The organism is Chloroflexota bacterium, from assembly GCA_018648225.1.
Classification (GTDB): domain Bacteria; phylum Chloroflexota; class Anaerolineae; order Anaerolineales; family UBA11858; genus NIOZ-UU35.
Map to the genome: position 1 here is coordinate 1 of JABGRQ010000107.1, position 24,895 is coordinate 24,895.

Annotated in this window: 19 protein-coding genes; 3 read left to right on the forward strand and 16 right to left on the reverse strand. The window is 53.1% G+C overall.

What is annotated here, in order from left to right; genetic code table 11:
* Positions 1–119 precede the first annotated feature (119 nt).
* Positions 120–1,007, forward strand: a complete 888-nt coding sequence (locus tag HN413_10215) for an EamA family transporter (protein MBT3390775.1) — start codon at positions 120–122, stop codon at positions 1,005–1,007.
* Positions 994–1,788, forward strand: a complete 795-nt coding sequence (locus HN413_10220) for an SDR family NAD(P)-dependent oxidoreductase (protein ID MBT3390776.1) — start codon at positions 994–996, stop codon at positions 1,786–1,788. The genes HN413_10215 and HN413_10220 overlap by 14 nt, the downstream gene beginning before the upstream one ends.
* 69 nt (positions 1,789–1,857) lie before the next feature.
* On the opposite strand, the gene HN413_10225 is transcribed toward HN413_10220, so the two are convergent.
* Entirely contained in the window at positions 1,858–2,679 is an 822-nt protein-coding gene (locus tag HN413_10225) for a hypothetical protein (protein ID MBT3390777.1), read from the reverse strand.
* 259 nt (positions 2,680–2,938) lie between these two features.
* Between HN413_10225 and uvrA the strand changes: the two genes are divergently transcribed.
* Positions 2,939–7,027 carry an excinuclease ABC subunit UvrA gene (uvrA, locus tag HN413_10230; GenBank protein MBT3390778.1) on the forward strand — a complete coding sequence of 1,363 codons (4,089 nt, stop codon included), beginning with the start codon at positions 2,939–2,941 and terminating at the stop codon, positions 7,025–7,027.
* A 78-nt stretch (positions 7,028–7,105) separates the two neighbouring features.
* Here the strand turns inward: uvrA and HN413_10235 are convergent, their stop codons facing one another.
* The 15 genes from HN413_10235 to HN413_10305 form a co-directional block, all read right to left on the reverse strand.
* A complete protein-coding gene (locus HN413_10235; protein MBT3390779.1) occupies positions 7,106–8,272 on the reverse strand; it encodes a threonine synthase in 1,167 nt (388 codons plus the stop codon).
* Positions 8,273–8,368: 96 nt separating this feature from the next.
* Positions 8,369–9,544 (reverse strand): hypothetical protein, encoded by a 1,176-nt coding sequence (locus HN413_10240; protein ID MBT3390780.1) that lies wholly within the window; start codon positions 9,542–9,544, stop codon positions 8,369–8,371.
* 103 nt (positions 9,545–9,647) lie between these two features.
* The gene (locus HN413_10245; protein MBT3390781.1) at positions 9,648–11,519 is read right to left on the reverse strand and encodes an aldehyde ferredoxin oxidoreductase family protein; all 1,872 of its coding nucleotides are present in this window, start codon (positions 11,517–11,519) and stop codon (positions 9,648–9,650) included.
* 22 nt (positions 11,520–11,541) lie between these two features.
* Positions 11,542–12,849: an aspartate aminotransferase family protein gene (locus HN413_10250; protein MBT3390782.1), complete on the reverse strand. Its 1,308-nt coding sequence runs from the start codon at positions 12,847–12,849 to the stop codon at positions 11,542–11,544.
* Positions 12,850–12,916: 67 nt separating this feature from the next.
* The gene (locus HN413_10255; protein ID MBT3390783.1) at positions 12,917–14,620 is read right to left on the reverse strand and encodes an aldehyde ferredoxin oxidoreductase; all 1,704 of its coding nucleotides are present in this window, start codon (positions 14,618–14,620) and stop codon (positions 12,917–12,919) included.
* A gap of 54 nt (positions 14,621–14,674) precedes the next feature.
* Positions 14,675–15,457, reverse strand: coding sequence for an SDR family oxidoreductase (locus HN413_10260; protein MBT3390784.1), 783 nt, complete (start codon positions 15,455–15,457; stop codon positions 14,675–14,677).
* A 93-nt stretch (positions 15,458–15,550) separates the two neighbouring features.
* On the reverse strand, positions 15,551–16,816 hold the full coding sequence (locus HN413_10265; GenBank protein MBT3390785.1) for an aminotransferase class III-fold pyridoxal phosphate-dependent enzyme: 1,266 nt from the start codon (positions 16,814–16,816) through the stop codon (positions 15,551–15,553).
* Positions 16,817–16,903: 87 nt separating this feature from the next.
* Complete coding sequence (locus HN413_10270) at positions 16,904–18,175, reverse strand: FAD-binding oxidoreductase (protein ID MBT3390786.1); 1,272 nt, start codon at positions 18,173–18,175, stop codon at positions 16,904–16,906.
* A gap of 17 nt (positions 18,176–18,192) precedes the next feature.
* Positions 18,193–18,564, reverse strand: coding sequence for a four helix bundle protein (locus HN413_10275; protein ID MBT3390787.1), 372 nt, complete (start codon positions 18,562–18,564; stop codon positions 18,193–18,195).
* A 61-nt stretch (positions 18,565–18,625) separates the two neighbouring features.
* Positions 18,626–20,074, reverse strand: a complete 1,449-nt coding sequence (locus tag HN413_10280; protein ID MBT3390788.1) for an aldehyde dehydrogenase — start codon at positions 20,072–20,074, stop codon at positions 18,626–18,628.
* A gap of 59 nt (positions 20,075–20,133) precedes the next feature.
* Positions 20,134–21,231: a spermidine/putrescine ABC transporter substrate-binding protein gene (locus tag HN413_10285; protein ID MBT3390789.1), complete on the reverse strand. Its 1,098-nt coding sequence runs from the start codon at positions 21,229–21,231 to the stop codon at positions 20,134–20,136.
* Between the two features lie 187 nt (positions 21,232–21,418).
* Entirely contained in the window at positions 21,419–22,246 is an 828-nt protein-coding gene (locus tag HN413_10290) for an ABC transporter permease (GenBank protein ID MBT3390790.1), read from the reverse strand.
* Positions 22,247–22,250: 4 nt separating this feature from the next.
* Positions 22,251–23,192, reverse strand: a complete 942-nt coding sequence (locus tag HN413_10295) for an ABC transporter permease (GenBank protein ID MBT3390791.1) — start codon at positions 23,190–23,192, stop codon at positions 22,251–22,253.
* 16 nt (positions 23,193–23,208) lie between these two features.
* Entirely contained in the window at positions 23,209–24,294 is a 1,086-nt protein-coding gene (locus tag HN413_10300) for an ABC transporter ATP-binding protein (protein MBT3390792.1), read from the reverse strand.
* 13 nt (positions 24,295–24,307) lie between these two features.
* Positions 24,308–24,826, reverse strand: coding sequence for an Lrp/AsnC family transcriptional regulator (locus HN413_10305; GenBank protein ID MBT3390793.1), 519 nt, complete (start codon positions 24,824–24,826; stop codon positions 24,308–24,310).
* Positions 24,827–24,895: the final 69 nt, after the last annotated feature.

The window sequence follows — 24,895 nt, forward strand, 5'->3', positions numbered from 1 at the left end:
CCCCATCGGGCTATTTATGTTGTCAAAGTACTTGCCTCTCCGACAAACTGCTAGGATAGAATAATATCTGGCAAGTTGTTGTACATATGCTTATCATGTTTAGGAGTGACAAGGCATCTATGTATAAGTTTCCTGGCGAAATTTGGATCATTCTGGCCGCTGTACTTTGGGGTACGACCGGCACTAGCCAAACTTTTGCGCCACAAGGAGCAACCCCAATTTCCATCGGCGCAGTACGGCTGGCGCTTGGCGGATTGGCGCTATTGGTATTCTCACGCTGGCGTGGACAATCTTTGCGAGGTATTCGCTGGCCGCTGGCGACTACTCTGCTCTCCGGATTGAGCATGGCAGCATATAACTTGTTCTTTTTTGCCGGAGTTGCCAAAACTGGTGTCGCAACGGGGACGATTGTCACGATCGGCAGCGCGCCGATTCTAGCCGGGCTGATGGGCTGGTTTGTGCGCAAAGAGCGTCCTGGCTGGAAATGGGGCTTGGCGACCGCATTGGCTGTTGGCGGAGGCATTGTACTGGTTGCCCCCGGCGAACAAGTAAGTATTGATCCATTGGGGGTTGTTTTCGCCTTGTTATCGGGTCTCGCCTATGCCACCTTTGCGGTAGCCAGTAAAAATTTACTGGAACGCGTCCAGCCCGAAGCAGCCATGGCGGTTGTATTCTGTCTGGGAGCCGTGCTGCTTTCACCATTGCTTTTCACGCAAGATTTATCCTGGTTGGCAGAGCCAAGCGGTTGGATGGTAGCGCTACATCTGGGATTATTTGCGACCGCAGCGGCATATCTCTTCTTCGGTAACGGGCTAAAGACTGTGCCGGTTGCCAAGGCGACAACATTAACTTTATCAGAGCCGCTCACAGCCAGTCTGCTGGGAATTTTCGTACTGGGCGAGCGATTTAATCCCAGTGCGGGGCTGGGAATTGGGTTGATCTTCATCGGTTTGGCGATCCTTTCCATTCAACGAAAACCACGCAGGGTACATCATGAATCAAGTTAAAACAGTTGCCATGATCACCGGCGCTACCGGCGCTATTGGCGAAGCGATTGCCAGTGGCTTGGCAAAACACTCAAATTACGAAGTTGTGCTCATAGCGCGAAATGAGGCCAAAGCCCAAAAGTCTGTCCAAGACATCATTCAGGCAACAGGAAATCAGGCCATTCGTTATGAGCTATGCGACCTTTCACGTCGCGCTGAAATTTACACACTAGCGGAAGAATGGCAAGGCCCGCTGCACATACTCATTAACAATGCCGCCCTCAGCCCGCGCAAACGGCACGAGACGCCCGAGGGCATCGAGACGCAATTCGCTGTCAATGTGTTGAGTTATTTCTGGATGACCCAGGCTTTCACGCCGAATCTCAAAGCTGGCGCGCCGGCGCGGGTGATCAATGTTGCCAGCTATTGGGCCGGCGATCTCGATATTGACGATCTAGAGTTCAAGCAACGCGCCTATCGCAATGGCACAGCCTATCGCCAGTCCAAGCAGGCCAACCGCATGTTGACGGTAGCCTTCGCGGAGCGTCTCAAACCAGTGGGCATTTCGGTGAATAGCTGCCACCCTGGGGATGTGAATTCAACCCTGAGCAACGATCTAGGCTTTGGAGGCAGCGAAACCCCCGAGCAGGGAGCGGCCACTCCTGTGTGGTTGGCGACTGCGCCCAAGGGAGTAACCAAATCCGGGAGATATTTCTCCCAAATGCACGCAGAACGCTGCCGATCCAGCGAAAACAAACATGCCATCGAAGTGTTATATGCAGCTTGTTTGCAATACGCCTAAGGGTGATTAAACAATCAGGCCTTCTCCATGATATTCGAGAAGGCCCAATTTTTCGTCAAGCTGATGAGATTAGTGGAACTGCTCTGAGTATACGTTGTTGCCGCTGTTGGGATCATTGAAGTCAGGCTTCACTTGGCAGCCGACAAGATAATCAAATATAGTTGTGTCGAGTTTCAGACCGGTGGCAAAATCTTGAGTTTGTCCGGGGCTGAGATTCAGGTTGACGGCGAAGTTACGGTTGCCCCCGCTGCTCAGTTGCCCATTATTTTTATCGGTGCGCTCGGATGAACAGGTCACGTTGACCTTGACATTTTGAAGCGTGCCCGGGCCGCGATTGGTGATACGGACATGAAACTGGCCGTGGGGCTGGTTGCCGGGGTAAATATCGGTCACGGCGATATCAGCGGTGAATTTACCAGCGTTTCCAGAGCTACCGCCGGAGTTTCCACCGGCTGTTTTAAGGCTCTCTGAGCGGAAGTTGTTGCCTTTGTTGGGGTCATTGAAGCCGACTTTCACTTCGCAGCCAACCTGATAATTGTATACGCTGGTGTCATAATTGAGTCCCGTTGGCACCTCTTGAGTCTGGCCGGGGCTGAGACTGAGTTTAACTTTGATGGTCTTTTGCTTGCTGGGGCCAATTTTTCCGGTATTCTTGTCGATGCTATCGTAGCCACAAAACAAAGTCACCTGTACATTGCTCAGCGTCCCGGGACCGTGATTGGCGATACGGGCATGGAACTGTCCGTGGGGCTGGTTTTTGTGGTAAATATCGGTCACGGCCAGATCGGCGGTAAAACCATTGGGGGCTGCGGCAGCGATTGAACTCAGCGCCATAACAGCGACTACCAACAAGGGAAGTGCTTTGTGGGAAATTTTAGTGATGTTCTTCATGGTAAATCTCCTTATGAAAATTGTGTGTTTGGGATTTCTGTTTATTTAGTCGTTCATACAACCCAATAAGTAACAAAACACAAATTTTTTGTAATCATCAAGAGTAGTTTGAACAGACGCGGCAAATAACCGTATTTCCAAATGGAACTCTATTTTTGTGCTGATACAAAACAATTTTTTAAGACAACCTATTCACCAAAACCATGCGTTAATGATAAAATAGCAGAACATACGTGCTATCTCCCAAAAGGACATTTGCATGACCCCCAAGCAACTCGACTACTACCGAACGCACAGCCCACTGACCGACGCTGGGACATATCGCTCGCTCTACGAGGGCCTGCCCGATGATATCCCCGGGCTGATCCGCATTATCCAGGGGCAGATGCTGCACCGCAATGCGGCCCAATCGAACAGTGTCACGCTGACCCGCGAAAGCCGCGCCGAACAACGTCTGCGCACCATGGAGCAGCGCTTGGCGCGCATCACCGAACTTGACCCTGCACCCTTAACAGTGCCCCGCCAAGCGAGAGAAAAACAGATCGGCATGTGCCGCGATTTCGCCATCTTCCTCGTATCGCTGCTACGTCACAAAGGCATCCCCGCCCGGATGCGCGTGGGGTTTGAAGATTATTTCAAACCAAGCGTTGCCTATAAAGGCGATCATTGGATCAGCGAGTATTGGGATGCAGCACAAGAACGCTGGATTCTTGTTGACCCCGACATCGGCGGTATGATTTTGGTTGACCCCAACGAGATGCTCGCACTTGAGGGGCAGGAACAAATAAAATTTGACCCTACCTGCGACCTGACAAACATCCGCCGCGATCATGATTTTTACGTGGCCGGTTCAGCGTGGAAGTTAGCCCGCGCCGGAAAAGTGCGTTCAGATCTATTCCGTTACAGCGGACGCTGGAAGGGATTCCCATGCATCCGCGGCAACCTACTGCACGACTTTCAGGCGCTGAATAAACTCGAATTAGGTCTCTTTGACTATTGGGATGAGCTACACTACAAGCCCGAAACATCCATGACAGTGAACGACAAAGCTCTGCTCGACCACATTGCCGATCTGACCCATAACCCTGACGAAAACTTCGACGAATTGCGCGCCTTTTTCGATGAGTTGCCGCGCACAAAACGGCTCTATGCCAAACTACGCCAACTCGGTGTGATTGATGACATCCAACTTGCCAGCGTGGATGCGCTACTACCCTCAGACATGGATAGATTAGCAGAATTATCATCAGGTGAAAGTTACAGGTTACAGGTTGAAGGTTCAACTTCCAACTTCCAACTTTCAACCGGTAACCGTTTCTCAAAATCTGAAGAGTTGCCCGGAGAACACCCGGCCTACGCGCAACAAAATATGGTCGCACCCGGCCTGGGCGATATTGTCGTGCGCGGGGCCAGACAGCACAACTTAAAGAATATCACTGTCGCCATTCCGCGGCACAAACTGGTGGTTGTCACCGGGGTCAGCGGCAGCGGCAAGTCGTCGCTGGCTTTCGATACGATCTACGCCGAGGGTCAGCGCCGCTATGTAGAGAGTCTTTCCTCCTTTGCGCGGCAGTTCATGGAGCAGATGGAAAAGCCCCTCGTCGATCAGATCACCGGCCTTAGCCCGGCGATTGCTATCGAACAAAAAACCATCAGCCGCAACCCGCGCTCCACCGTGGGAACTGTTACCGAGATTCTCGATTATCTGCGCGTGCTATACGCCCGCCTGGGCACACCCTACTGTCCGCAGTGTGGCCGCGCTGTGCAACCCCAATCGGCGCAGCAAATCGCCAATCAACTGAGCCAACTCCCCCCAGGAACGCGCTTCCAGCTTCTGGCCCCCATCGCTCGCAATCGCAAAGGAACTTTCGTCAAGCCACTCAAACAAGCCCTCCAAAACGGCTATTCCCGCGCCCGCATTAACGGGGAGATGATTGACCTTGCTGCAAAAATCCCGACGCTGGATAAACAGAAGAAGCACAATATTGAGCTGGTAGTTGATCGGTTGGTTGTGCCTGAAACCCACATCCCCAGCCCGTCTCCCAATGGGAGCAGGGAGTCAGATTCATCTCTCCCCGCGGGAGAGGGGCCTGGGGTGAGGGGAGAAAACGACTTCCCCACCCGCCTGATGGACTCCGTCGAAACCACGCTGCGCGCGGGCGACGGCGTGCTGATTGTTTCTATCGCCCCCTTCCCTGCGGGAGAGGGGTTAGGGGCGAGGGCTGAAAACGAAGAAATCACGCTCAGTGAGCATAATGCCTGCTCAGCGTGTGAACTCAGTTTCCCCAAGCTGGAGCCGCACATGTTTAGTTTCAACTCGCCCCTGGGCATGTGCGATACATGCAATGGCCTGGGCGTGCATCTCCAGGTTGACCCCGAGCTGATTGTTGAACATCCACATCTCTCCCTGCTCGATGGCGCCTCGCGCTGGTATGGCAATATCCGCAAAAAGAAAAGCAAATGGCGCGCCAGCCAGCTCAAAGTGATTGCCGAACATTACGGTGTAGATATTGAAAACCCCTGGAATGAACTCTCCGAAGAATTTCGCCATACGCTCTTGCATGGCTCCGGCGAGACAAAATTTCACTTTCAATATGAATCCGGAGACGGTTCGTGGAGCGGAGAAAGCCACCGTCCGGCGTTGGGTATTGTCCATCATATTAACCGGCTATTTCGCCAGACAAAATCGGAATACACCCGCCGCCATTATATGAGTTTCATGAGCCAATTGCCCTGCCCCAAGTGCGCGGGCGAACGCCTGACTGCCGAAGCCCGTTTCGTCACGATCGACAGTGTGCGAATGCCCGAAATGACCGCCTGGAGCATTGAACAACTGCACAATTGGGTGAACGCCTTGCCCGAAAAACTCACCGCCGAGCAGTTGCAAATTGGCGTTGAACTCGTCAAAGAAATTCAGCAGCGCCTGGGTTTCTTGCGCAATGTTGGGCTGCATTATCTCACCCTCGACCGTTCGGCACCCACCCTTTCCGGCGGCGAAGGACAGCGCATCCGCCTGGCCTCGCAGATCGGAAGCGGGTTGGTGGGCGTGCTCTACATCCTCGATGAGCCTTCCATCGGGCTGCACGCCCGTGATCACCGCGCCCTGCTCGATACCCTGATCCATCTGCGCGACATCGGCAACACGGTGTTGGTAGTTGAGCACGATGAAGCCACCATGCACGCTGCCGACTGGATCATTGATCTCGGCCCCGGCCCCGGCGTGCTGGGCGGGGAGCTGGTCTTCGCCGGTTCGTCGGAGGAAATTATATTAACGCCGGATTCGCTGACCGGACAGTATCTCTCTGGCGAGAAGCGGGTGACTGCACCCAATGGGCAGGCACGACGGACTCCTACGGGGGTAGTCACTGTTCGAGGCGCACGCCTCCACAACCTAAAGGGAATCGACGCCAACTTCCCCTTGGGCACACTCACCTGCGTCACCGGAGTCAGCGGCTCGGGTAAGAGCAGCCTCATCGCCCAGACATTGCATCCCGCCCTGGCACGCGCCCTGCACAACGCCAAGATGGCAACCCCAGGCCCGCACGACGGTATCAACGGCCTGGAGCAAATCGACAAGATCATCAATATTACTCAAGACCCGATTGGTCGCAACCCGCGCTCGAACCCTGGCACCTACGCGGGCGTGCTGGGCGAAATCCGCAAAGTGTTTGCCGAGATGCCCGAAGCGAAAGCGCTAGGCTTTAAGGCCGGACGCTTTAGTTTCAACGTCAAAGGGGGACGCTGCGAAGATTGCCAGGGCTACGGTTTCAAAAAAGTTGAAATGCACTTTCTGGCCGATGTATGGGTACGCTGTGCAACCTGCGAAGGGAAACGTTTCAATCGTCAAACCCTGGCGGTGACGTACAAAGGCAAGCATATCGCCGAAGTGCTGGATATGGATGTGCAAGAAGCGCTGGACTTTTTCGAACATCACCCCAAAATTGCCAAAATCCTACAAACCCTGCACGATGTCGGTCTGGACTATATTAAGCTCGGCCAAAGCGCCCTGACATTGAGTGGCGGTGAAGCGCAGCGTGTCAAGCTGGCTAAAGAGTTGAGCCGCGCCGCTACCGGGCGCACGCTATACATCCTCGATGAGCCGACCACCGGCCTGCACTTCGCCGACATCCAACGCTTGCTGGATGTATTGCACCGCCTGGTGGATGCTGGCAACACGGTTGTGGTCATCGAACACAACCTGGATGTGGTACGCACTGCCGACTGGATTATTGACCTCGGCCCGGAGGGCGGCGAGAAGGGCGGTTATATTGTCGCCGAGGGTACGCCTGAGGATGTAGCACAGGTGGAAAAAAGCTATACGGGGCAGTTTCTCGCTGGCGATGGTTAGTGGGAATATTTCCTAAAAAAAAGACACCCCAGCGCACTTTTGCACACTGGCGTGTTTTTTTGAGAATCTTTTACAAATTCATCCAGCCGGGATATATTTCAATCCAGTGCCAGTGTTAAAAAGTACGACACGCTCATCCGGCGCGACCCAACCTTTTTCTTTCAACTGAATCAAACCGGCCAGGGTAGCAGCTCCCTCCGGCGCCGCGAAAATACCTTCCCTTGAAGCCAAAAAGCGTTGCGCAGCCAGTAGCTGCTCATCACTGACGGCAATTGCAGTGCCGTGGCTCGCGCGTAAATCATCGAGGATAATTTTATCGGCAAAGCTCTTGGGGACACGTAATCCCGCGGCGACGGTTTGAGCGCCATTCCAGAATTCGCTAGATGTAGCGCCATCGTCAAAGGCTTTGATAATCGGGGCGCAGCCCGCGGCCTGCACAGCCACCATGCGCGGTCTTTGGCTGGATTCCAACCATCCAAGGGCTTCCATCTCGTCGAAGGCTTTCCACATCCCCACCAGCCCGGTACCACCCCCTGTGGGATAAATAATCACATCGGGCAAAGTCCAGCCAAATTGCTCAGCCAGTTCATAGCCCATGATCTTCTTGCCCTCCGTGCGATACGGCTCTTTGAAGGTCGAGACATCAAACCAGCCTTCGGCAACGGCTTTTTCGTGCGCCAGTCTGGCCGCATCGCTGATTAGACCATCAACCAATTCGATGCTAGCCCCCACAATCTGACTCTCGTACTGATTGGCATAGGGGGTATCGGCAGGCATGAAGATATGCGCCTGCATGCCGCCACGCGCGGCGTAAGCGGCCATCGCTCCACCCGCATTGCCCGCTGTGGGAATAATAACTTTGGTGACGCCCAACTCTTTGGCCTTAGATACCGCGGCGGCCAATCCACGCGCTTTGAAAGTCCCCGTGGGGTTGATGCTCTCATCTTTGACATAGAGCTGAGATAAACCCAACTTAGCCCCTGAAGTATTAAGTTGTAATAGCGGGGTATCGCCTTCCCCTAAAAAGAGCATATTCTCTTGTGCAAGCACCGGTAATATTTCGCGCCAGCGCCACATTCCTTTTGGTCTGTGCGTAATCGCGTCGCGGTCTACCTTCGCGCGCATCTTCTCCAGATCGTAGCGCACCAACAGAGGTGCCTGACAGTTCTGGCAGAAGGTTTGCAAGATGGCAGGGTCAATACTTTCCCCACATGCAGAACATTCCAAATGATGCAGATATGACATGATTCTCCCTTCGAAAACCTATAAACAAAATCGCCCCAGGTTGACTATAACGCAAGCCAACCCAGGGCGTATTTTACCAGACCCAAATTTTCTGCTTTAGTCTGTAACTTTATGGGTGACAGTCACTTGCGTAACGATACCGCGGGTTTCTAAATCTTCGAAGAAGGATACAGGATCGAAGGCCGCTTCAGGCGGATAAACGCCCGGTTCCACGCGCCCGGCGGCCAGCCAGATGGCTGAGAGGGCTGGTGCAACCCCGGTGGGCAGCGCCCCTTTGACAGTCAGCGTGCCCAAACGGTAAGTGACATCTTTTCCATCTTTGGTGCCCTTGACTTCGGTGACAATTTCCTTGACCCAATCCGGAGCCTGATTCTTGGGCGGGGCCAGAAAATCGACAATCGGCGGAACATAGTTGCCCATCATGGCAACCGTGAATTCGCGCGGTGTGACTTTTGCATCGCCAACTTCCACCGGCTCGCGCCCGGCAAAACCAAATTCAGCCAAAACATTGACTTTATCGACGGTCTCTTTGGCCATGCCCCAATAGTTAATCTTGAAGAAACATTCCTTGACACCTTTGTCTTTGAAAGTGATCGGGATTGTGGCAACCTCGGAGTGGAGCGAGTAGTGCATGGGCAACAGGCCAACCGGGGCCGCGAACCAGTAGTCTTCAAAACCGGTGAGTGGTTTTTCGGCCACGAACTCGCCATCCCGGTAGACCATCGGGGAGAGAGTCAACTCGTCGATGATCGTCGGCACGGCGTAGGTGAAGCGCACATCATCTGGCGCGGGCGGTTTGATGCCATCGTAAATGCGGATGTACTCGATGGAGTCCAGGCGGTCGGCAGCATAACGCGATTGAATATTGGGAATGCCCGGGGCAGAACCCATACCCAGCACGGCGCTAAGGCCCTTCTCGGCGAAACGCTCGCTAAGTTTGAGTTGCTTCAAGGTAGTATGGAACAACCCCCCCATATCGGTGTAGTGCGTGGCTGCCTCGAGGCAGGCTTCCATAATTTGAAGGTTGGTGTAATAAACAGTGGCATTCAGGCAAGCATCTGCGCCTGTGAGCGCGTCCACAAGCCCGACATGATCGTTAACATCCACAAATTGAATGCTGATTTTGGGGCTGTTGATATAGTCCGCCACAATTTGGGCGTTTTCGAGATTGAAGTCGGCGATGACAACTTCGTCAACGCGGTCGTCCCCCGCCAGGTCTTGCACAGCGATGCAGCCCATTTTACCGGCGCCGCCTAAGACTACGATACGCATATTTGTTCTCCTGATTGTTTGTTTATTAAACGTTGAACGTTGAAGGTTACAGATTGAAAGTTACAAGTTAAAACCTGTAACTTTCAACTTTTAACCTATCACACTAAATCCAATCCAAGCCCAACTCAGCCAACAATTCAGCGGTGGGTGTGCCGCTTTCCACATCCCAACCAGCCATTTCATAGTAGATATCTTTGGCCGTCTCCAATTCTTGTTCGGTTAGATGCACGCCATCGCTGGCGCCGCCCTTTAGGGGTTGGTACAACTTCTTGGGCAATATATCATCAGCGCGGGTGAAGCCCTCGCGGGCATTGAAAACTTGCAGCATATTCAAGCGCCGTTTGCCAACTTCGAGCAACTCCTCCACGGTGACATCCCAACCGGTGACTTTACTGGTCATCTCTGCCAACTGCTCGGCATCCATCAAGTGCCACGAAGGGCCGTAAACAAACTGGCAAACCGATACCGAATCCAGCGCAGAGTAGAGATACTGCGTGGTTAGCGCAAACTGCACTTTTTCACGGTTCAAACCATCGGCCTTGTCGCCATCCGTCAGGCCAATTTGCGCCATGCGTTCGGGATAATCACCATATGAGCCATCATGTTCGCTGGATTGGTGATCGGCGCCGAAGGGGTTGACGGCATAAATCAAACCCAATGAGCGTTTGGTCTGCGGCATGTGAGCAGGCATCTCCTGCTTCTTGGTGGTGACCACCAAATCCTGGCCCACGCCCAGCTTTTCAGCCGCCCGCGCCGAGCCTTCAGCCAACACATCGCCGAAACCTTCCCGTCGGGCGATCATCGTCACCATCCTAACCATCGCCGCCGCGTCGCCGTAGCGCAATTCAATGCCGCCAGTATCTTCCGCAGTCAGCAAGCCATGTTCAAAGCAGTCCATCGCCCAGGCAATCGTCGCCCCGCATGAGATCGTATCCATGCCATACTGATTGCATAATTGGTTAGCCGTCGCAATCGCTTCCAGATTATCCACGCCGCAATACGAACCAAAAGTTGAGAGCGTCTCATACTCCGGGCCGCCGTAGCGCGCCTCAGACTGGAACGGCCCTTCCAACACTTCAACCACTCGCTTGCAGCGCACTGTACAGGCATAGCAGGTATCACGCTCCTTCAAAATGCGCTCGGTCATCGTTGGGCCGTCAATCGCTTCCCAGCCATCAAAAGCACCGCTCTCCCAGTTGCGTGTCGGCAAGCCACCCGCTTCGTTCTGATAACCTAACACCTCGGCTGTACCATGCACGCCCATGCCAAAAATATCCGAGTCGGGGAAATTCTGCGAACCCCAGCGGGCTATTTCATTCAAGCCTTTTGAGTCGGCCACCGGCAGGCGCTTACTGCTGCCGCGCACCGCGATGGCTTTTAGATTTTTCGCAGCCATAACTGCGCCCAGGCCATTACGCCCGTGAGCGCGGTTCGCCATCGTCATCAGCGCCGCAAAACGCACGCCATTTTCCCCCGCCAGGCCGGTTTGCAAAACCTGATAGCGTTTATCGTCCAATTCTGCCTTAATCAGATCGTCTACCTCAGCGGTATCCCTGCCCAAAAGGTGAGCAGCGGGACGTAGTTCGGGTTGACCGTCCTTAATTGAGAGATAGACTGCCTCCGAGGCCTGACCGTGGATTACGAGGGCATCAAACCCGGCGAATTTCAACTCCGCGGGGAAAAAGCCCCCCGACTGCGAGTCGCCCACCCCATCGGTCAGCGGCGATTTGGCCGTAGCCGTCAGGCGGCTCTGCCCGGAGACAGGCGCGCCGGTGACAACCCCGGTCGAAAATACCAGGGTGTTCTCCGGCCCCAGCGGATCGGCGTGAGCAGGGGTATGCTTGAAAAGATAGTGCATCCCCATTGCGCTACCCCCCATATATTTACGATAAAAATCTTCGGGCGGAGTCTCAACTTCAAAACGAGAATCAGCCAGATGTACATGTAGGATTTTTCCAATATAACCGTAGGACATAAGTATCCTCCTAGTTAGAGTCTCACTTGACCGCTTTCACTGCATCATTAAACACATTCAGTGTTTCTGCAACATCTTCTTCGCTCAGGGCAGCACACAGGAACCAGGGTTCGCGGCCATCCGAGTCGGGCTGGATGCCCCGTTCGATAAGCGCCATGCCAATTTTGTCGTAGAGTTCAGCGTCGCCCTTGATATAATCACGGAATTCGCGCGGTTCTTGGTCTGTGCCTAACAGAATACCGAGCATTGAAGGCACGCCGGTAACCACATGCGGAATATTCTGCTCGGTAAGAATTTCGTCAATGCCTTCCATCAGAGCTTTCCCACGGGCGTTGATCGTCTCGATGATCGGCTCGTTTTCTAGAATTTCCAACGTAGCGTCTGCAGCAGCAACGCCAGCCACATTCCCCGAATAGGTGCCACCATGAGCCATTGCGCCTGGTTGTACCGTCATCATGATTTCTTCCTTGCCGCCGATGGCCGCAACCGGGAAGCCATTCCCCAGCGATTTGGCGTAGGTCGCAAGGTCGGCTTTGATGCCGAAATATTCCTGCGCCCCGCCGTTGGCAATGCGAAAGCCGGTTTTTACTTCATCAAAGACCAGCACAATGCCATATTGATCGCACAGGGCGCGGATGCCTTCCAGAAAACCGGATTGAGGCATAATCCCGGCGGCGTTGCCCAAAATTGGCTCGACAAAAATAGCGGCGATTTCCTCGCTTTGCTGCGCCAACGTTTCTTCCAGGCGTTCCAGATCGTTATAGGGCAAATTGAGTACGTAATCACCAATTCCCTTGGGAATGCCCAAACTCATCGCCGCGCTACGAGGGTCAGTACGCAAGCCTAATTGAGACTCGTTGGATGAAGCCGTACCAAACATGAAATAATCAATCATGCCGTGGTATTGGCCTTCAAATTTGATGAATTTCTCGCGCCCGGTGTAGGCGCGGGCAATCCGCAGCGCATGAAAGGTAGCCTCGGTACCCGTATTGGTCAGCCGCACTTTATCTACACCGGTCAGACGCTTGATACGTTCAGCCACGCTGATTTCCAGCGGTGTTGTCCAAGCGAACAGGTTGCCACCTTCAATCGCTTCCTGAACGCGCTTTGTCACTCTGGGGTCTGCGTGGCCCAGAATAACCGGGCCAAATGCCAGACGATAGTCGATATAACGCTTATCATCCATATCCCAGATATAAGCGCCTTCGCCGCGCTTGATAATCAGGGTATCGTCATCCCCCCAGTAGCGGAAATTCGAGTTTACGCCATGAGGAATATGTTGCAATGCTTTCTCGAACAATTCATGGGTTTTCGGGCCTTGCAGGGTCATAGGGTATCTCCAATGAAATCATGATAAGTGAGTGTCCCTTTAGAAAGTGACTCTCACTTGGAATTACTTACCAGTCAAACACACTATCCAAATCTTCTTCGCTTATATCAAAAACAGCGCCCGTGGGCGGCAACGGCTCACGGGTCAGCCATTCGGGCAGGCGGTCATGGGCGGCAGTAAACCCGGCGCGGCGATTAAATTCGCGCTCCAGTTCCAGCGTCTCGCGGCCCAACACTTGCAAAATATCGTTGCCAACGTTCCAGCCGTAGCGGGCGTTGAGCAGGAAGGCAATCGTCTCCGGGGGCGCGGCGGCGAAGCCGAACCCGGCGAAGATGCAGGCTCCCAGGGTGTCGTAGCCAGCCATATTGATCTGCGCGCCGCGCGAGAGCGCCGCCTGTCCCTCTGGCTTGGTATGATCCACCTGGGCGCGGATCGTCAGCCCGGCAGTGTGGTCTGCACCCTGGGGCGAGGTGGCGTAGGTCACACCAGTGCCCTTGATGGCGCGCGGATCGTAGGCTGAAATAGCCTGGCCTTTGGCGGCAGGAACCCGCTCCACGCCCAGGACACGCCCGGTAGTGGTAGCCCCGCTGCCCAAAATCCGCCCGAGGGGAGTACCCTCTCGAATTTCGCTGATCAACTCTAGAGCGCGTCCGCCATCCCCCCATTCGAGCAGACCGGCATCTGCCGCGACACCTAACGCGGCGCCCACTTCGATGGAATCCAAACCCAGATCGTTAACTGCCCAATTCAAAAGCGCCACAGTATCCAAATCGTCAATCCCCAGGTTGGAACCCATCAGGCCGATGGTCTCGTACTCGAGCGGTGAAACCAGCGATTTGCCATCTGCGCCGCCGTAATTATTCGAGCAGCGTATGGCGCAACCCGCCATACAGGCGTGGGTTGTATCGCTTTCGCCGCCGCGTTGCAGCAGCAAATCACGCATATACTCGCCACTGATCTTCTCGGCGGCTTCAAACTCGCCGCTGGAAAAATTGAGCGTGGGCAACGCGCCGAAATGGTTGGTCAGATTGGTCATTGCGGCGGTGCCATAATCAGCGTAGGTTTTGGTCTGTGGGTGACTTACAAGCGCCTTGTTGTACATTTTTTGGGCCGCACGGAAAGCAGGCAGGTCGGCAATCGGCGGCTTCTCGCCATCGGAAGCGTCAATCACAATCGCTTTAATGCGCTTGGAGCCCATCACCGCGCCCAGGCCGCCGCGGGCGGCAATGCGCGCGGGCAGGCCATCATTATCGTTATTTTGGATGCCCGCCGAGGCCAGTCCCATCTCGCCACCGGGGCCAATTAGCGCGATAGCCGCTTCGGAGCCAAATTCTTGGGCGAGTTGTTTTGCGGATTCAAAAACGCCCAGGCCAACCAGGTGAGAGGCATCCTCAAAGCGGATGCCAGCTTTTGAGAGGTGGATCGTCCACCAACCTTCGCTCTGGGGTTGATCTTCAATAATCAAGGCGTGGATTCCCAATTGGGCAAGTTGCAGCCCCGTGCGTCCTCCGGCGTTGGCCTCCTTGATGCCCCCGGTGAGCGGGCTTTTACCACCAATCGAGATACGATCCAGTGATGAGAGCATATGCCCCACCAGCAGTCCGGGCGCAAAGATGAGTTTGTTGCGCGGGCCAAGCGGCTCGCAGGTAGGCTCAACTTCAGTGAGCAGAATGCGCGCCAGAAGCCCGCGCCCACCGAGTTTTTCCCAACCATTTTGGACGGGGTCGATACGATAATCTTGTGTTTGGGTGTTAATACGCCAGATGTTCATAATTTTTGGTTGGAAGTTGAAGGCTAGACTTTCGACCTTCAACCTGTAAATGAATCATTGTGCAGTATTGCCGCCATCAATGGGCAGGACCGCGCCGGTGATATACGATGACATATCACTGGCTAAAAACAGCACCGCCTGAGCGATTTCTTCAGCGCGGGCGGCTCTACGCATGGGCAGATGCGAACTATCGCGTTGGATGTCGGCTTCGGTGACGGGAGGGCTGCCGCGAAAATAGCCATCTTCCAGCCAGCGTTCGACAATCGTGTCACCAGGGCAAACCGCATTGACGCGAATATGCTCATGGGCGTGATCGAGCGCCATGCTACGGGTCATCTGAATCACAGCGCCTTTGCTGGCGGCATAGGCCAGGGCGTTACGCGCGCCCACCAGCCCCCAGTCGGAGGCGTTGTTGATAATTACACCGCCGCCCTGTTGGCGCATGTGTGGAATGACCAATTTACTCATACGCCAAACAGCGGTCACGTTAAGGTTCAGGGTGTCTTGCCAATCGGCTTCGGTGGTACTTTCGGCAGTGCCCTCGACGACGATCCCGGCGTTGTTGAAGAGAATGTTCAGACGGCCAAATTCGGCTAAAACCATCTCAAGGCTGTGCTGGCAATCTTCCGGGCGAGTGTGATCGGCGAGGACAAAAAGCGCCTGCCCACCTGCGGCATTGATCTCGGTGACGATGGCTTCGCCCAGGTTGGCACGGCGGCCCGTGAAGGCCACTTTTGCACCGGCTTCGGCAAACACGCGCACGGTGGCCTTACCAATGCCCGAGGTGCCGCCAGTGATCAGGGCAACACGGTTTTCCAAAAGCCGATTCGATTCCATATTCAATAATTCACCACGGAGACACAGAGCGCACGGAGTTTTTTGTCTTTTCTAAATTTTCAGTGTTCTCCGTGTCTCCGTGTTTGATATTTTTTATGCGTTCTGCGCTAAAGCTACTTCGAAGATGTCCAGTGCTTCGGCGATTTGCTGTTCGGTAACGATCAAGGGTGGAATCCAGCGGACGACGTTTTCGTAGGTGCCGCAGGTCAGGAGCATCAGGTTTTTCTTCATGCAGGCAGCCGCAACCGCTTTGGTCGTTTCTTTATCCGGTGAGCCATCGGGTTTGCTAAACTCAGTCGCTACCATCAAGCCGCGGCCACGCACATCGCCGATAACTGGATATTTGGCCTGCAGCTTGCGCAACGCGGCCAGTAATTGCTCGCCGCGGGCAGCAGAATTTTCAACCAATTTCTCTTCCTTCATCACCTGGATGGTCGCCAGGGCTGCCGCCGCTGCAATGGCGCTGCCACCGCCATAGGTTCCGCCGTGGGAACCAGGCTTCCATTTTTCCATCAATTGGCGACGCGAGGCAATCGCCGAGATCGGCACGCCGCTACCCAATCCTTTGGCCATCACCAATATATCCGGTACAACGCCAGAATATTCACAGGCGAAGAACTTGCCCGTGCGTCCAAAGCCAGTCTGAACTTCGTCAGCGATCAATAAAATCTCATTCTGATCACAGAACTGGCGCAAGGCCTGCATAAAACCATCCGGCGCGGGGACATAGCCCCCTTCGCCGAGAACCGGCTCGATAACGATAGCCGCCGTTTCTTCAGGCAATGTCTCTCCGTGGAAGAGGCGATCCAACTCTTTCAGGCAGAAGTCAATCGTCTCTTCTTCATCCCAGCCGTAAAAATAGCTGTATGGGAAGGGCGCGGTAAAAATGCCGCCGGGCAGGGGTTGGTAGTTGTAGCGATAGATATACTTCGAGGTCGTCATCGCCATCGTCTGGGCGGTGCGTCCGTGAAAGCTGCCCTGGAAGACAACAATATTGCGCTTGCCGCTGGCATGACGCGCCAGTTTAACCGCGCCCTCGATAGCTTCTGCCCCACTATTCGAGAAGAAGAAAGTATCAATCTCCGGGGACGTGATTTCGTTGAGGGCTTCGGCCAACGCCAGCGACATGGGCGGAATGACGATATTCATCTGCCCGAAGATCAGTTTTTCGGCCTGATCCTGAATGGCCTTGACCACTTTGGGGTGGCAGTGGCCGGTATTGGTTACGCCAATTCCGCAAGTGAAATCGGTATAGCGCTGACCTTCGGCGTCGTAGAGATAAATCCCTTCGGCGCGCACAGGCTGAATTTGCGTGAGATGAGTCCAAACGGGGGAGAGTACATCAATGTTATTTGCCATAGTGATTAACCTTGTGTTGAAAGTTTAAGGTTGCAGGTTGAAAATTATTGAACCATCAACTTTCAACCTGTAACCTGCCAACCATTGTCAAGATAGCCAATCCCTTATCCGATAATACAACGCCGCCATCGGCAAAAACCAGGTGCGGTTGCGATAAAAGAAATAGGTTTGATGTGAAATTTCAGCGAAAGGTGAGTTTGATTTTTCGCCGGTGAGCATTTGCGCCAATTCATGGCCCAGCCACAACGCCGTGTGCAAGCCGTGGCCGCCATATCCCAGCGCGTAATGGATATTTTCAACGCGCCCAATATGAGGCATCAAGTCGAAGGTCAGGCCAAGCTGCCCCGTCCAGGTGTGCGTGACGGCCACATCCGCAAGCTGCGGAAATGCTCGCAGCATTCCGGCGCGCAATTGTTGGGTAGATTCGCTCAAATCCAGATTTGTACTCAAATTGTTGCGACCACCCCACAGCAGACGTCCATCGGGGGTGAGACGAAAATAGTTGAGAAACCATTTTGAGTCCCAAAAAACGCGGCTACGAGGGCTGATTTCGTGCTGTATGTCTTTCGAGAGCGGTTCAGTCACGATGCTGTAACTGCCCCCCGCAAAAACTCGGGGTTTGAGTTTGCGCACCAGTCGGTCGGTGTAGCCGTTGGTTGCCATGATAACTTCTTTTGCACGCAGCACGCCACGGGTGGTGTGCAAGTTATAACCCGCGGCCAATTTTTCAATACGCGTGACCGCGGCATGTTCAAAAAGTTGAGCGCCATATTTCGCAGCAACTTCAGCCAGCCCGAAAACCAATTTTGCCGGGTGAATGCCTGCGCCGTGGTCGTCCAGCAGACCGCCGAAAAACGCGTCGCTGCCAATTTCGGTACGCAATTCATCGGGGGAAATCAAGCGTAACTCGTGGCCTAGATGTTTTTTATGCCAGGCCTGCCTGGTTTTGAAGTTTTCAAAATGCGATGGCTTGAATGCAACCGCCAAATCACCATTTTGCTGCCAGTCGCAGTCAATGCCTTCTTCGGCAACCAACTCTTCAATCAGATTGAGCGCATCAAGTGAGGCCTGCCAGAAAATACGGCCATATTTTTCGCCGTAACGCTCAAAAACTGCGGGCGTGCCGCGTTTCAGGCCGCATCCGGTGATGCCCGCATTGCGAGAAGATGCCCCCCAGCCAATCATCTCGCGTTCCAGCACAGCCACCGAAACGCCGCTCTTCGTAAGCGTACGCGCCGCGCTCAGGCCAGTATATCCGCCACCGATGATCGCAACATCCACTTCGGTGGGCAGTTCCGCAACCACCGACAAATCAGCAGGGCGGGGGTATTTGTCAGTCCAAAAAGATGTTAGCTTCAAGGTTCAAGGCTCCAGCTTCAAGCATTCTTCTGTTTACGAACGGCTTTGATAAAACCTGTAAGAACCCGCCCAACTTCAGCGCGCTGGTCTTCCAGGTTTTGGTATACAGCATCGTCAACATAACCCAGACGGTGAGCTAAATGCAAATGGTATTCAACTTCTGAAAGTGATCCCTGAGCAAATCCTAAAAAGCGCAAAAAATCGGCTGGTGTGTGTCTACCTGACCCTTCCGCAATATTGGCAGCCACAGATACAGCCGCTCTGCGAATTTGCGAAGTAAGACCATATTTTTCGGCATCTGGAAAATATGAGTGCGTAATCCCGTAGATCGCCACGGCCAAATCATCAGCCTTTTGCCAGACGATGATCTTTTTAAAATCTCGCGCCACTGTTTACATCCTTTTCATGCCCATAGCTTGCATCTTTTGGCTTGCCGCTTGAAGCTGCAAGCTAATACGGATACCAATAGTCCTTCACGCCGCCCTCAATATCCCAATGAACATGTTTGACATCATAGTACTCATCGAGACCTTCTTGCCCAAGTTCGCGGCCCAGGCCCGACATCTTCATGCCGCCAAACGGCCCGGCGAAATTATCGGTCAGGGGGTCATTGATCCAGATCGTGCCGCCTTTGACTTCATCAAAAAAGCGCTTCACCAGACGGGCATCGCGGCTCATCAGCGTCGCGCCCAACCCATACTGGCAATCGTTGGCAAGCGCGATGGCTTCGTCGAAATCCTTGTAGGGCATCAGAGGGATGACTGGCCCGAAGGTTTCCTCACGCATCAGGCGCATACTATGATCCACGCCGGTAACCACCGCAGGAGCCAGGAAGAACCCGCGTGAAAATTGGGCTGGCCGCTGGCCGCCGATGAGGATATTTGCACCCGCAGCCTGTGCCTCCGCAAGCTGGCCTTCCACTTTCTCGCGAAACCGATTGCGGATCATCGGCCCGATGTCGACGCCTTTATCCATTCCGTTTCCTATGCGCAGTTTTCCGACAAAATCGACCAGTTCTTCGCTAAATTGCCCGAAGATGCTCTCATGCACATACACGCGCTCGGTGCTGGTGCAGACCTGCCCGGTGTTGATCAGGGCCGCATAGGCCAGCCCGCTGACAGCCATATCCATCTCGGCGTCGGGAGCGATGACCATGGGGTCTTTGCCACCCAGTTCGAGATGCAGTTTCTTCATCATTGGTCCAGCCAATGTGGCAATGCGCTGTCCAACAGCCAGCGAGCCGGTAAAGGCGATCACCGGGACATCAGGATGCGTCACCAGGGGTTCGCCTACCTCCGGGCCATAGCCCGTCACTACGTTGACCACCCCCGGGGGTAGATGATCGCAGGCCACTTCGACCAACTTCAGGGTAGCCAGCGGCGTCAACTCCGAAGGCTTAATCACCACCGTATTGCCCGCAGCCAGCGCCGGGGCCATTTTCCAGGCCAATAACAAAAGCGGATAATTCCAGGGCACAATGCAGCCCACCACGCCATACGGTTCTTTAATCACAAAATTGAACTGTCCCGGATCGCCTGGGGGAATCACGCGCCCGCGTTCGTGGCGCGCTAACTCGGCGTAGTAGTCGAAAGTTTCTTCGACCCACCAAAGTTCTTCATCGTTCTCGGGGATGGGCTTGCCTTCTTCGAGCGTCAGCAGGTGTACGATTTCGTCATGATGTTCACGGATTTTTGCAGCCACGGCGTGCAAAGCAGCCGCGCGCTCGTTGGCCGGGGTGCGCTTCCATTCCTGAAAAGCCACTTTGGCAGCCGCGACGGCAACAAACGCATCTTCGATGGTGCCGCGGGCTGAATCGGCGAAGGCTTCTTCGGTGGCAGGGTTGATGATCGGGATGCGTTCGACGGAGTTCCCGTTGGTGAATTTTCCGTTGATATACATAGCTCATCCTCGCAAGTGGGACGCACTTTTTAATTAAGTACGTCCCACTTCTTCACAATTTATTCAGATGCTTTTACTTCTGTCCAAATGCGTTCGTACAGCGGGGTAGCATCGCCAACATCCTGAATCCATTCCAGGCGCTCCATCGTCTCAGCCGAAGGGTAAATGGCTGGTTCTTCAAGAATTTCAGGATCAATGAACTCGTTGGCTGCTTCAACCGGACTGCCATACCAGGTGAAGTTAGTGATCTGCGCGGCTATTTCGGGCTGCAAAATGTAATTGATGAAAAGTTCAGCCGCATCCTGATTTTTTGAAGTCAACGGGATGCACAGGTTGTCAGCCCAGACAACGCCGCCTTCTTCGGGGATGACGTACCAGATGCGCTCGTCGTCAACAGCGGCCATGAAGTAGTCGCCACTCCAACCATGCCCAATGACAACCTCGTTTGCTGCGATCAAGTCTTCAAATTGATCGGAGTCATACGAGAAGATGAAGGGTTTGGTCTGGATCAGCAATTCTTTCGCTTCTTCGAGTTCGGCTTCGTTGGTAGTGTTCAGCGAGTAGCCTAGATACTTGAGCGCTGCGCCGATGGACTCTCGGCTATCGTTGAGCATTGTGATTTTGCCTTCGTATTCGGCGGCCATCACCGGATCAAAGATATACGCCCAGCTTGCGGGAGCATCTTCGAAAACTTCGCTGTTATACCCGATGCCGGTGGTACCCCACTGATAAGGAACACAGTAGGTCAGACCCGGATCAAAGGGGGGATCGCTAAATAACGCGGAGAGATTAGCGATATTGGGCACGTTGGCGTGATTGAGTTCCGCCACCAGCCCTTCGGCAATCATAATTTCGACCATATAGTCAGACGGAACGATGAGATCGTAACCCGCGGCCCCAGCCTGAATTTTCGCCAGCAGTTCTTCATTGCTAGAGAAGGTATCTTCAATGACTTTGATACCGTATTCTTCTTCAAAGGCAGTATAAACCTCAGGATCAATATACTCACTCCAATTATAGATGTGAAGTTCAGTAGCAACTTCTTCCTGAGCGGGTTCCGCTTCTGCTGGGGCTGCGGCCTCTTGCTGACCCTGACAGCCAATTAGCACAAGCGACAATGCGAGCAATAACATACTAAGAACGAGAATTTTTTTCATCTTGATGCCTCCTTTGGCATATAAACACCTTTAGAAACCATTACTTAGCCTACGGTAATGAAATACACACTTTTACTGATTTTCTTGCGAAGGCGTAAGCCTGAGTAGTTATGATTTTTATACTCGTAGGGCTTTCGCTACCGTAAACGAAAAGCCATAGTTCATTATTCGGATTGATGTATTCTATTTAAACTAAATCTACTTTGCCATTGCCTCCTTTCTGTAATGAGAATGAAATGACCACAAATACGAAAGATGCCATCAGCATGACGGCTGAGAGCGCGTTGATTTCGGGTGTTACGCCAAGCTTAACCAACGAGTAAATTCGCAAAGGCAGTGTTGTAGCGCCTGGCCCTGATGTAAAAAAGGTGATTACAAAATCATCTAAAGACAGCGTGAAAGCCAGCAGCGCTCCGGCCAGGATACCAGGCAATAACAACGGAAAAGTTACATAGCGGAACGTCTTCCAATTATTGGCATATAAATCTTGAGCGGCCTCTTCGAGCGCATCATCAAATTGTGCCAGACGGGCGCGAACAACAATCGCCACAAAGGAAATATCGAAAGCGATATGCGAAATGATGATCGTCAGCCGTCCCAGAGGCATTTTGACCATCACGAAGAAAAGTAGCAGCATGACCGCCATAGCAATATCGGGAATAATAATCGGCAGGTAGAGCAGCGCATCAAAAGGCAGCTTGCCCCAGAAATCGTAGCGTTCCATCGCCAGGGAAACCATCGTGCCAAAGATCGTGGAAATAAAAGTTGCAATCAAACTAACATAAAGACTGTTTCGCAGAGCCGCCCCGATAGCTTCGTCAACGAATAACTTTTTATACCATTCCAAAGTAAAACCATGCCAACTGCCAGTAACAAATTTCGAGGCGTTGAACGAAAAAATAATCAATATAATGATCGGCGCATACAAGAAAAAGTAGCTCATCAACCCGTGGGCAGTCAGGGCGTAACGGCCAATTTTCAGCCGCAAAGGAATTTTCAACGGTTTCTGATTCAGGCGGCTAGCCATGATTAGGTTCTCCTTTCTGCCCCGCGACGGTGAAGCGGAAGTAGAACAAAGTACCGGCCAACATCAGCGCCATGAGTACAAATGAGATCGTTGCTCCGAATGGATAATCCCTGGCCGACATGAATTGCGAATAAATGACATTGCCGATCATCACCGATTTGGCGCCTCCTAACAGATCGGGCGTGACGTACGCCCCCAGGGAGGGGATGAACACCAAAATTGAACCGGCAATCACCCCAGGGAGAGTCAACGGAAAAATCACCCGAATGAATGCCTGCATGCGATTGGCATATAAATCCTGGGCGGCTTCCACCAGCGAACCATCAAAGCGTTCTATTGCTGCATAGCAGGGCAGCACCATATCGGGCAGCCAGCCGTAAACCAAGCCGATGACAATTGCCAGTGTGGTGCCAAAAAGGGGCAGCGGATTGGCTGTAACCTGCACAAACCCTTCCAGTGGCAGCCAGGGGAGCGTATTTTCTAGCCATAGCGCAGCATTGTGAATATGGCCAACCCAAATCGTATTGATCACACCCTGATCACGCAAAATGAGAATCCAGGCGTAGGTGCGCACCAGAAAATTCGTCCAGAAGGGCAGCATCAACATCATCAACAAGGAATTACGCCGCTTCTCCGGCTGGGATGCAATCCAAAACGCCATCGGATAGCCAATTAGAAAAGAAACTACGGTTGTAATGGCAGCAATATACAAGGTGCGCCCAAAGATGCGCAGGTAAAGCGGGTCTGAAAAATCAAAAAAGCGGGCGAAATTCTCCAGATTCAAATTCCACTCGACGCCACCGTAGGTGCCGCGCTCGCCAAAACTCATTGCCAACACTAAAACCAGAGGAATGGCAAAAAACACCACTAACCAGAATAGACTAGGGAAAATCAGGCCAAAAACGCGCCATTTTTTTCGTTTGTCAGTTTGCATCAAACATCTCCTGACGTTATTCTGTCAACAAGCTGGCATTGCGGGCATACCAACCAATGTGGATATGATCTCCGGCGCTGAAGCGCTGTGCAGACAAACCGCCACGATTTTGCTCGCGTACTGCCAGGGTAGTTCCGTCTGTGATGCGAACGATATAACGTATATCCGTGCCAATATAGATGACTTCATCAACCGTGCCAGGAATATCGACCTCGCGCTTTTTCTCCGCCGAAACAGAGAGCTTCTCTGGGCGTACAGCCACCGTCACCGCCTGCCCCACCTGAACATCACGCGTGGGCAACAAAGGGACCGGGACTTGCTCATCTACAGCCACAAAAACACGCTCATCCGTCAACCGCGAGACTTTCCCCTCCATGAAATTAGTTTCACCAATAAAATCGGCGACAAAACGATTGGCCGGATGCTCGTAAATTTCCTCCGGGTTGTCCAGTTGCCAAACCTTGCCTTCGTTCATCACCGCAATGCGGTCCGACATCGTCAGGGCTTCTTCTTGATCGTGCGTGACATAGATGAAGGTGATACCTACGCGTTGCTGCAAAGCTTTGAGTTCAAGCTGCATGGCTTTGCGCAATTTTAAATCCAACGCGCCTAATGGCTCATCCAGCAACAACACCTTTGGCTTATTAATCAGCGCCCGAGCCAGGGCAATGCGCTGTTGCTGCCCGCCCGAAAGCTGATCGGGTTTGCGATGCCCCACGCCGGGCAATTGCACCAATTCGAGCATCTCGTTGACGCGTTCTTTGATCTCATTTTTAGCAACTTTTTTCATTTGCAAGCCGAAGGCTACATTATCAAAAATCGTCATGTGAGGGAAAAGAGCATAACTTTGAAAAACGGTGTTGACCGGACGTTGGAAGGGCGGTTTAAACCCCTGAATTTCGCCACCAATCAGCACATCCCCGGCAGTAGGCATTTCGAAACCCCCGATCATGCGCAGCGTGGTTGTCTTGCCGCATCCACTGGGGCCTAAAAGCGAAAAGAACTCGCCATCGCGGATCTGAAGCGAGACATCATCCACCGCGACGACTTGATCAAATTGCTTGGCAACATTAATAAGTTCTACGGCAAATTCACCGGGCATTTTCAACTCCTGTTTATGGTTTTGGCGGTTCGGCATGACCCCAACGATAGGATAATTTGTGCATTTTTAACATTAAAAACGAGCGCGTATTGGTCACACCGGGAATTTTTTGCAGATTATCGTTCAGAAAAAAAACAAAATGCTGGCGATCCTTGCAAACAACCTCGGCAAAGAGGTCAAATTCACCCGCGACTTGAAATAGGTAAGAAACCTCAGGCAGTTGAGCAATTTCTTTGGCAACCTCGTTGATTCTGTCGGGCTGCACGCTGATGCCAATCATCCCGGCTTCGTTCCAGCCCAAATCTTGCGGGTCGGCAATCCCGACGATCTGCAAAACACCATCCGAGGTCATCTGATTGAAACGCCGACGGGCAGAACTTTCCGAAATACCTACTTTTTCGGCAATTTCCGTAAACGGCATCCGGCCATCATATTGCAGCAAGCGAATGATTTCTCGATCGATTTCGTCTACCATGAGCAGGATAATAGCGCAAAACGCCACATTCGTCAAGAAAATGACGAAAAACGTCATTTTCGCGCCGATCAATGATCTTTTCCGCACCAATAGAACCCGATAAGCTTAGGCAAGCGCAAAAAGAGA

Bases quoted from the DNA above. Each gene is read 5' to 3' on its own strand.
- HN413_10215 (MBT3390775.1), top strand. From the start codon at position 120: ATGTATAAGTTTCCTGGCGAAATTTGGATCATTCTGGCCGCTGTACTT.
- HN413_10220 (MBT3390776.1), top strand. From the start codon at position 994: ATGAATCAAGTTAAAACAGTTGCCATGATCACCGGCGCTACCGGCGCT.
- HN413_10225 (MBT3390777.1), bottom strand. From the start codon at position 2,679: ATGAAGAACATCACTAAAATTTCCCACAAAGCACTTCCCTTGTTGGTA.
- uvrA (MBT3390778.1), top strand. From the start codon at position 2,939: ATGACCCCCAAGCAACTCGACTACTACCGAACGCACAGCCCACTGACC.
- HN413_10235 (MBT3390779.1), bottom strand. From the start codon at position 8,272: ATGTCATATCTGCATCATTTGGAATGTTCTGCATGTGGGGAAAGTATT.
- HN413_10240 (MBT3390780.1), bottom strand. From the start codon at position 9,544: ATGCGTATCGTAGTCTTAGGCGGCGCCGGTAAAATGGGCTGCATCGCT.
- HN413_10245 (MBT3390781.1), bottom strand. From the start codon at position 11,519: ATGTCCTACGGTTATATTGGAAAAATCCTACATGTACATCTGGCTGAT.
- HN413_10250 (MBT3390782.1), bottom strand. From the start codon at position 12,849: ATGACCCTGCAAGGCCCGAAAACCCATGAATTGTTCGAGAAAGCATTG.
- HN413_10255 (MBT3390783.1), bottom strand. From the start codon at position 14,620: ATGAACATCTGGCGTATTAACACCCAAACACAAGATTATCGTATCGAC.
- HN413_10260 (MBT3390784.1), bottom strand. From the start codon at position 15,457: ATGGAATCGAATCGGCTTTTGGAAAACCGTGTTGCCCTGATCACTGGC.
- HN413_10265 (MBT3390785.1), bottom strand. From the start codon at position 16,816: ATGGCAAATAACATTGATGTACTCTCCCCCGTTTGGACTCATCTCACG.
- HN413_10280 (MBT3390788.1), bottom strand. From the start codon at position 20,074: ATGTATATCAACGGAAAATTCACCAACGGGAACTCCGTCGAACGCATC.
- HN413_10285 (MBT3390789.1), bottom strand. From the start codon at position 21,231: ATGAAAAAAATTCTCGTTCTTAGTATGTTATTGCTCGCATTGTCGCTT.
- HN413_10295 (MBT3390791.1), bottom strand. From the start codon at position 23,192: ATGCAAACTGACAAACGAAAAAAATGGCGCGTTTTTGGCCTGATTTTC.
- HN413_10300 (MBT3390792.1), bottom strand. From the start codon at position 24,294: ATGCCCGGTGAATTTGCCGTAGAACTTATTAATGTTGCCAAGCAATTT.
- HN413_10305 (MBT3390793.1), bottom strand. From the start codon at position 24,826: ATGACGTTTTTCGTCATTTTCTTGACGAATGTGGCGTTTTGCGCTATT.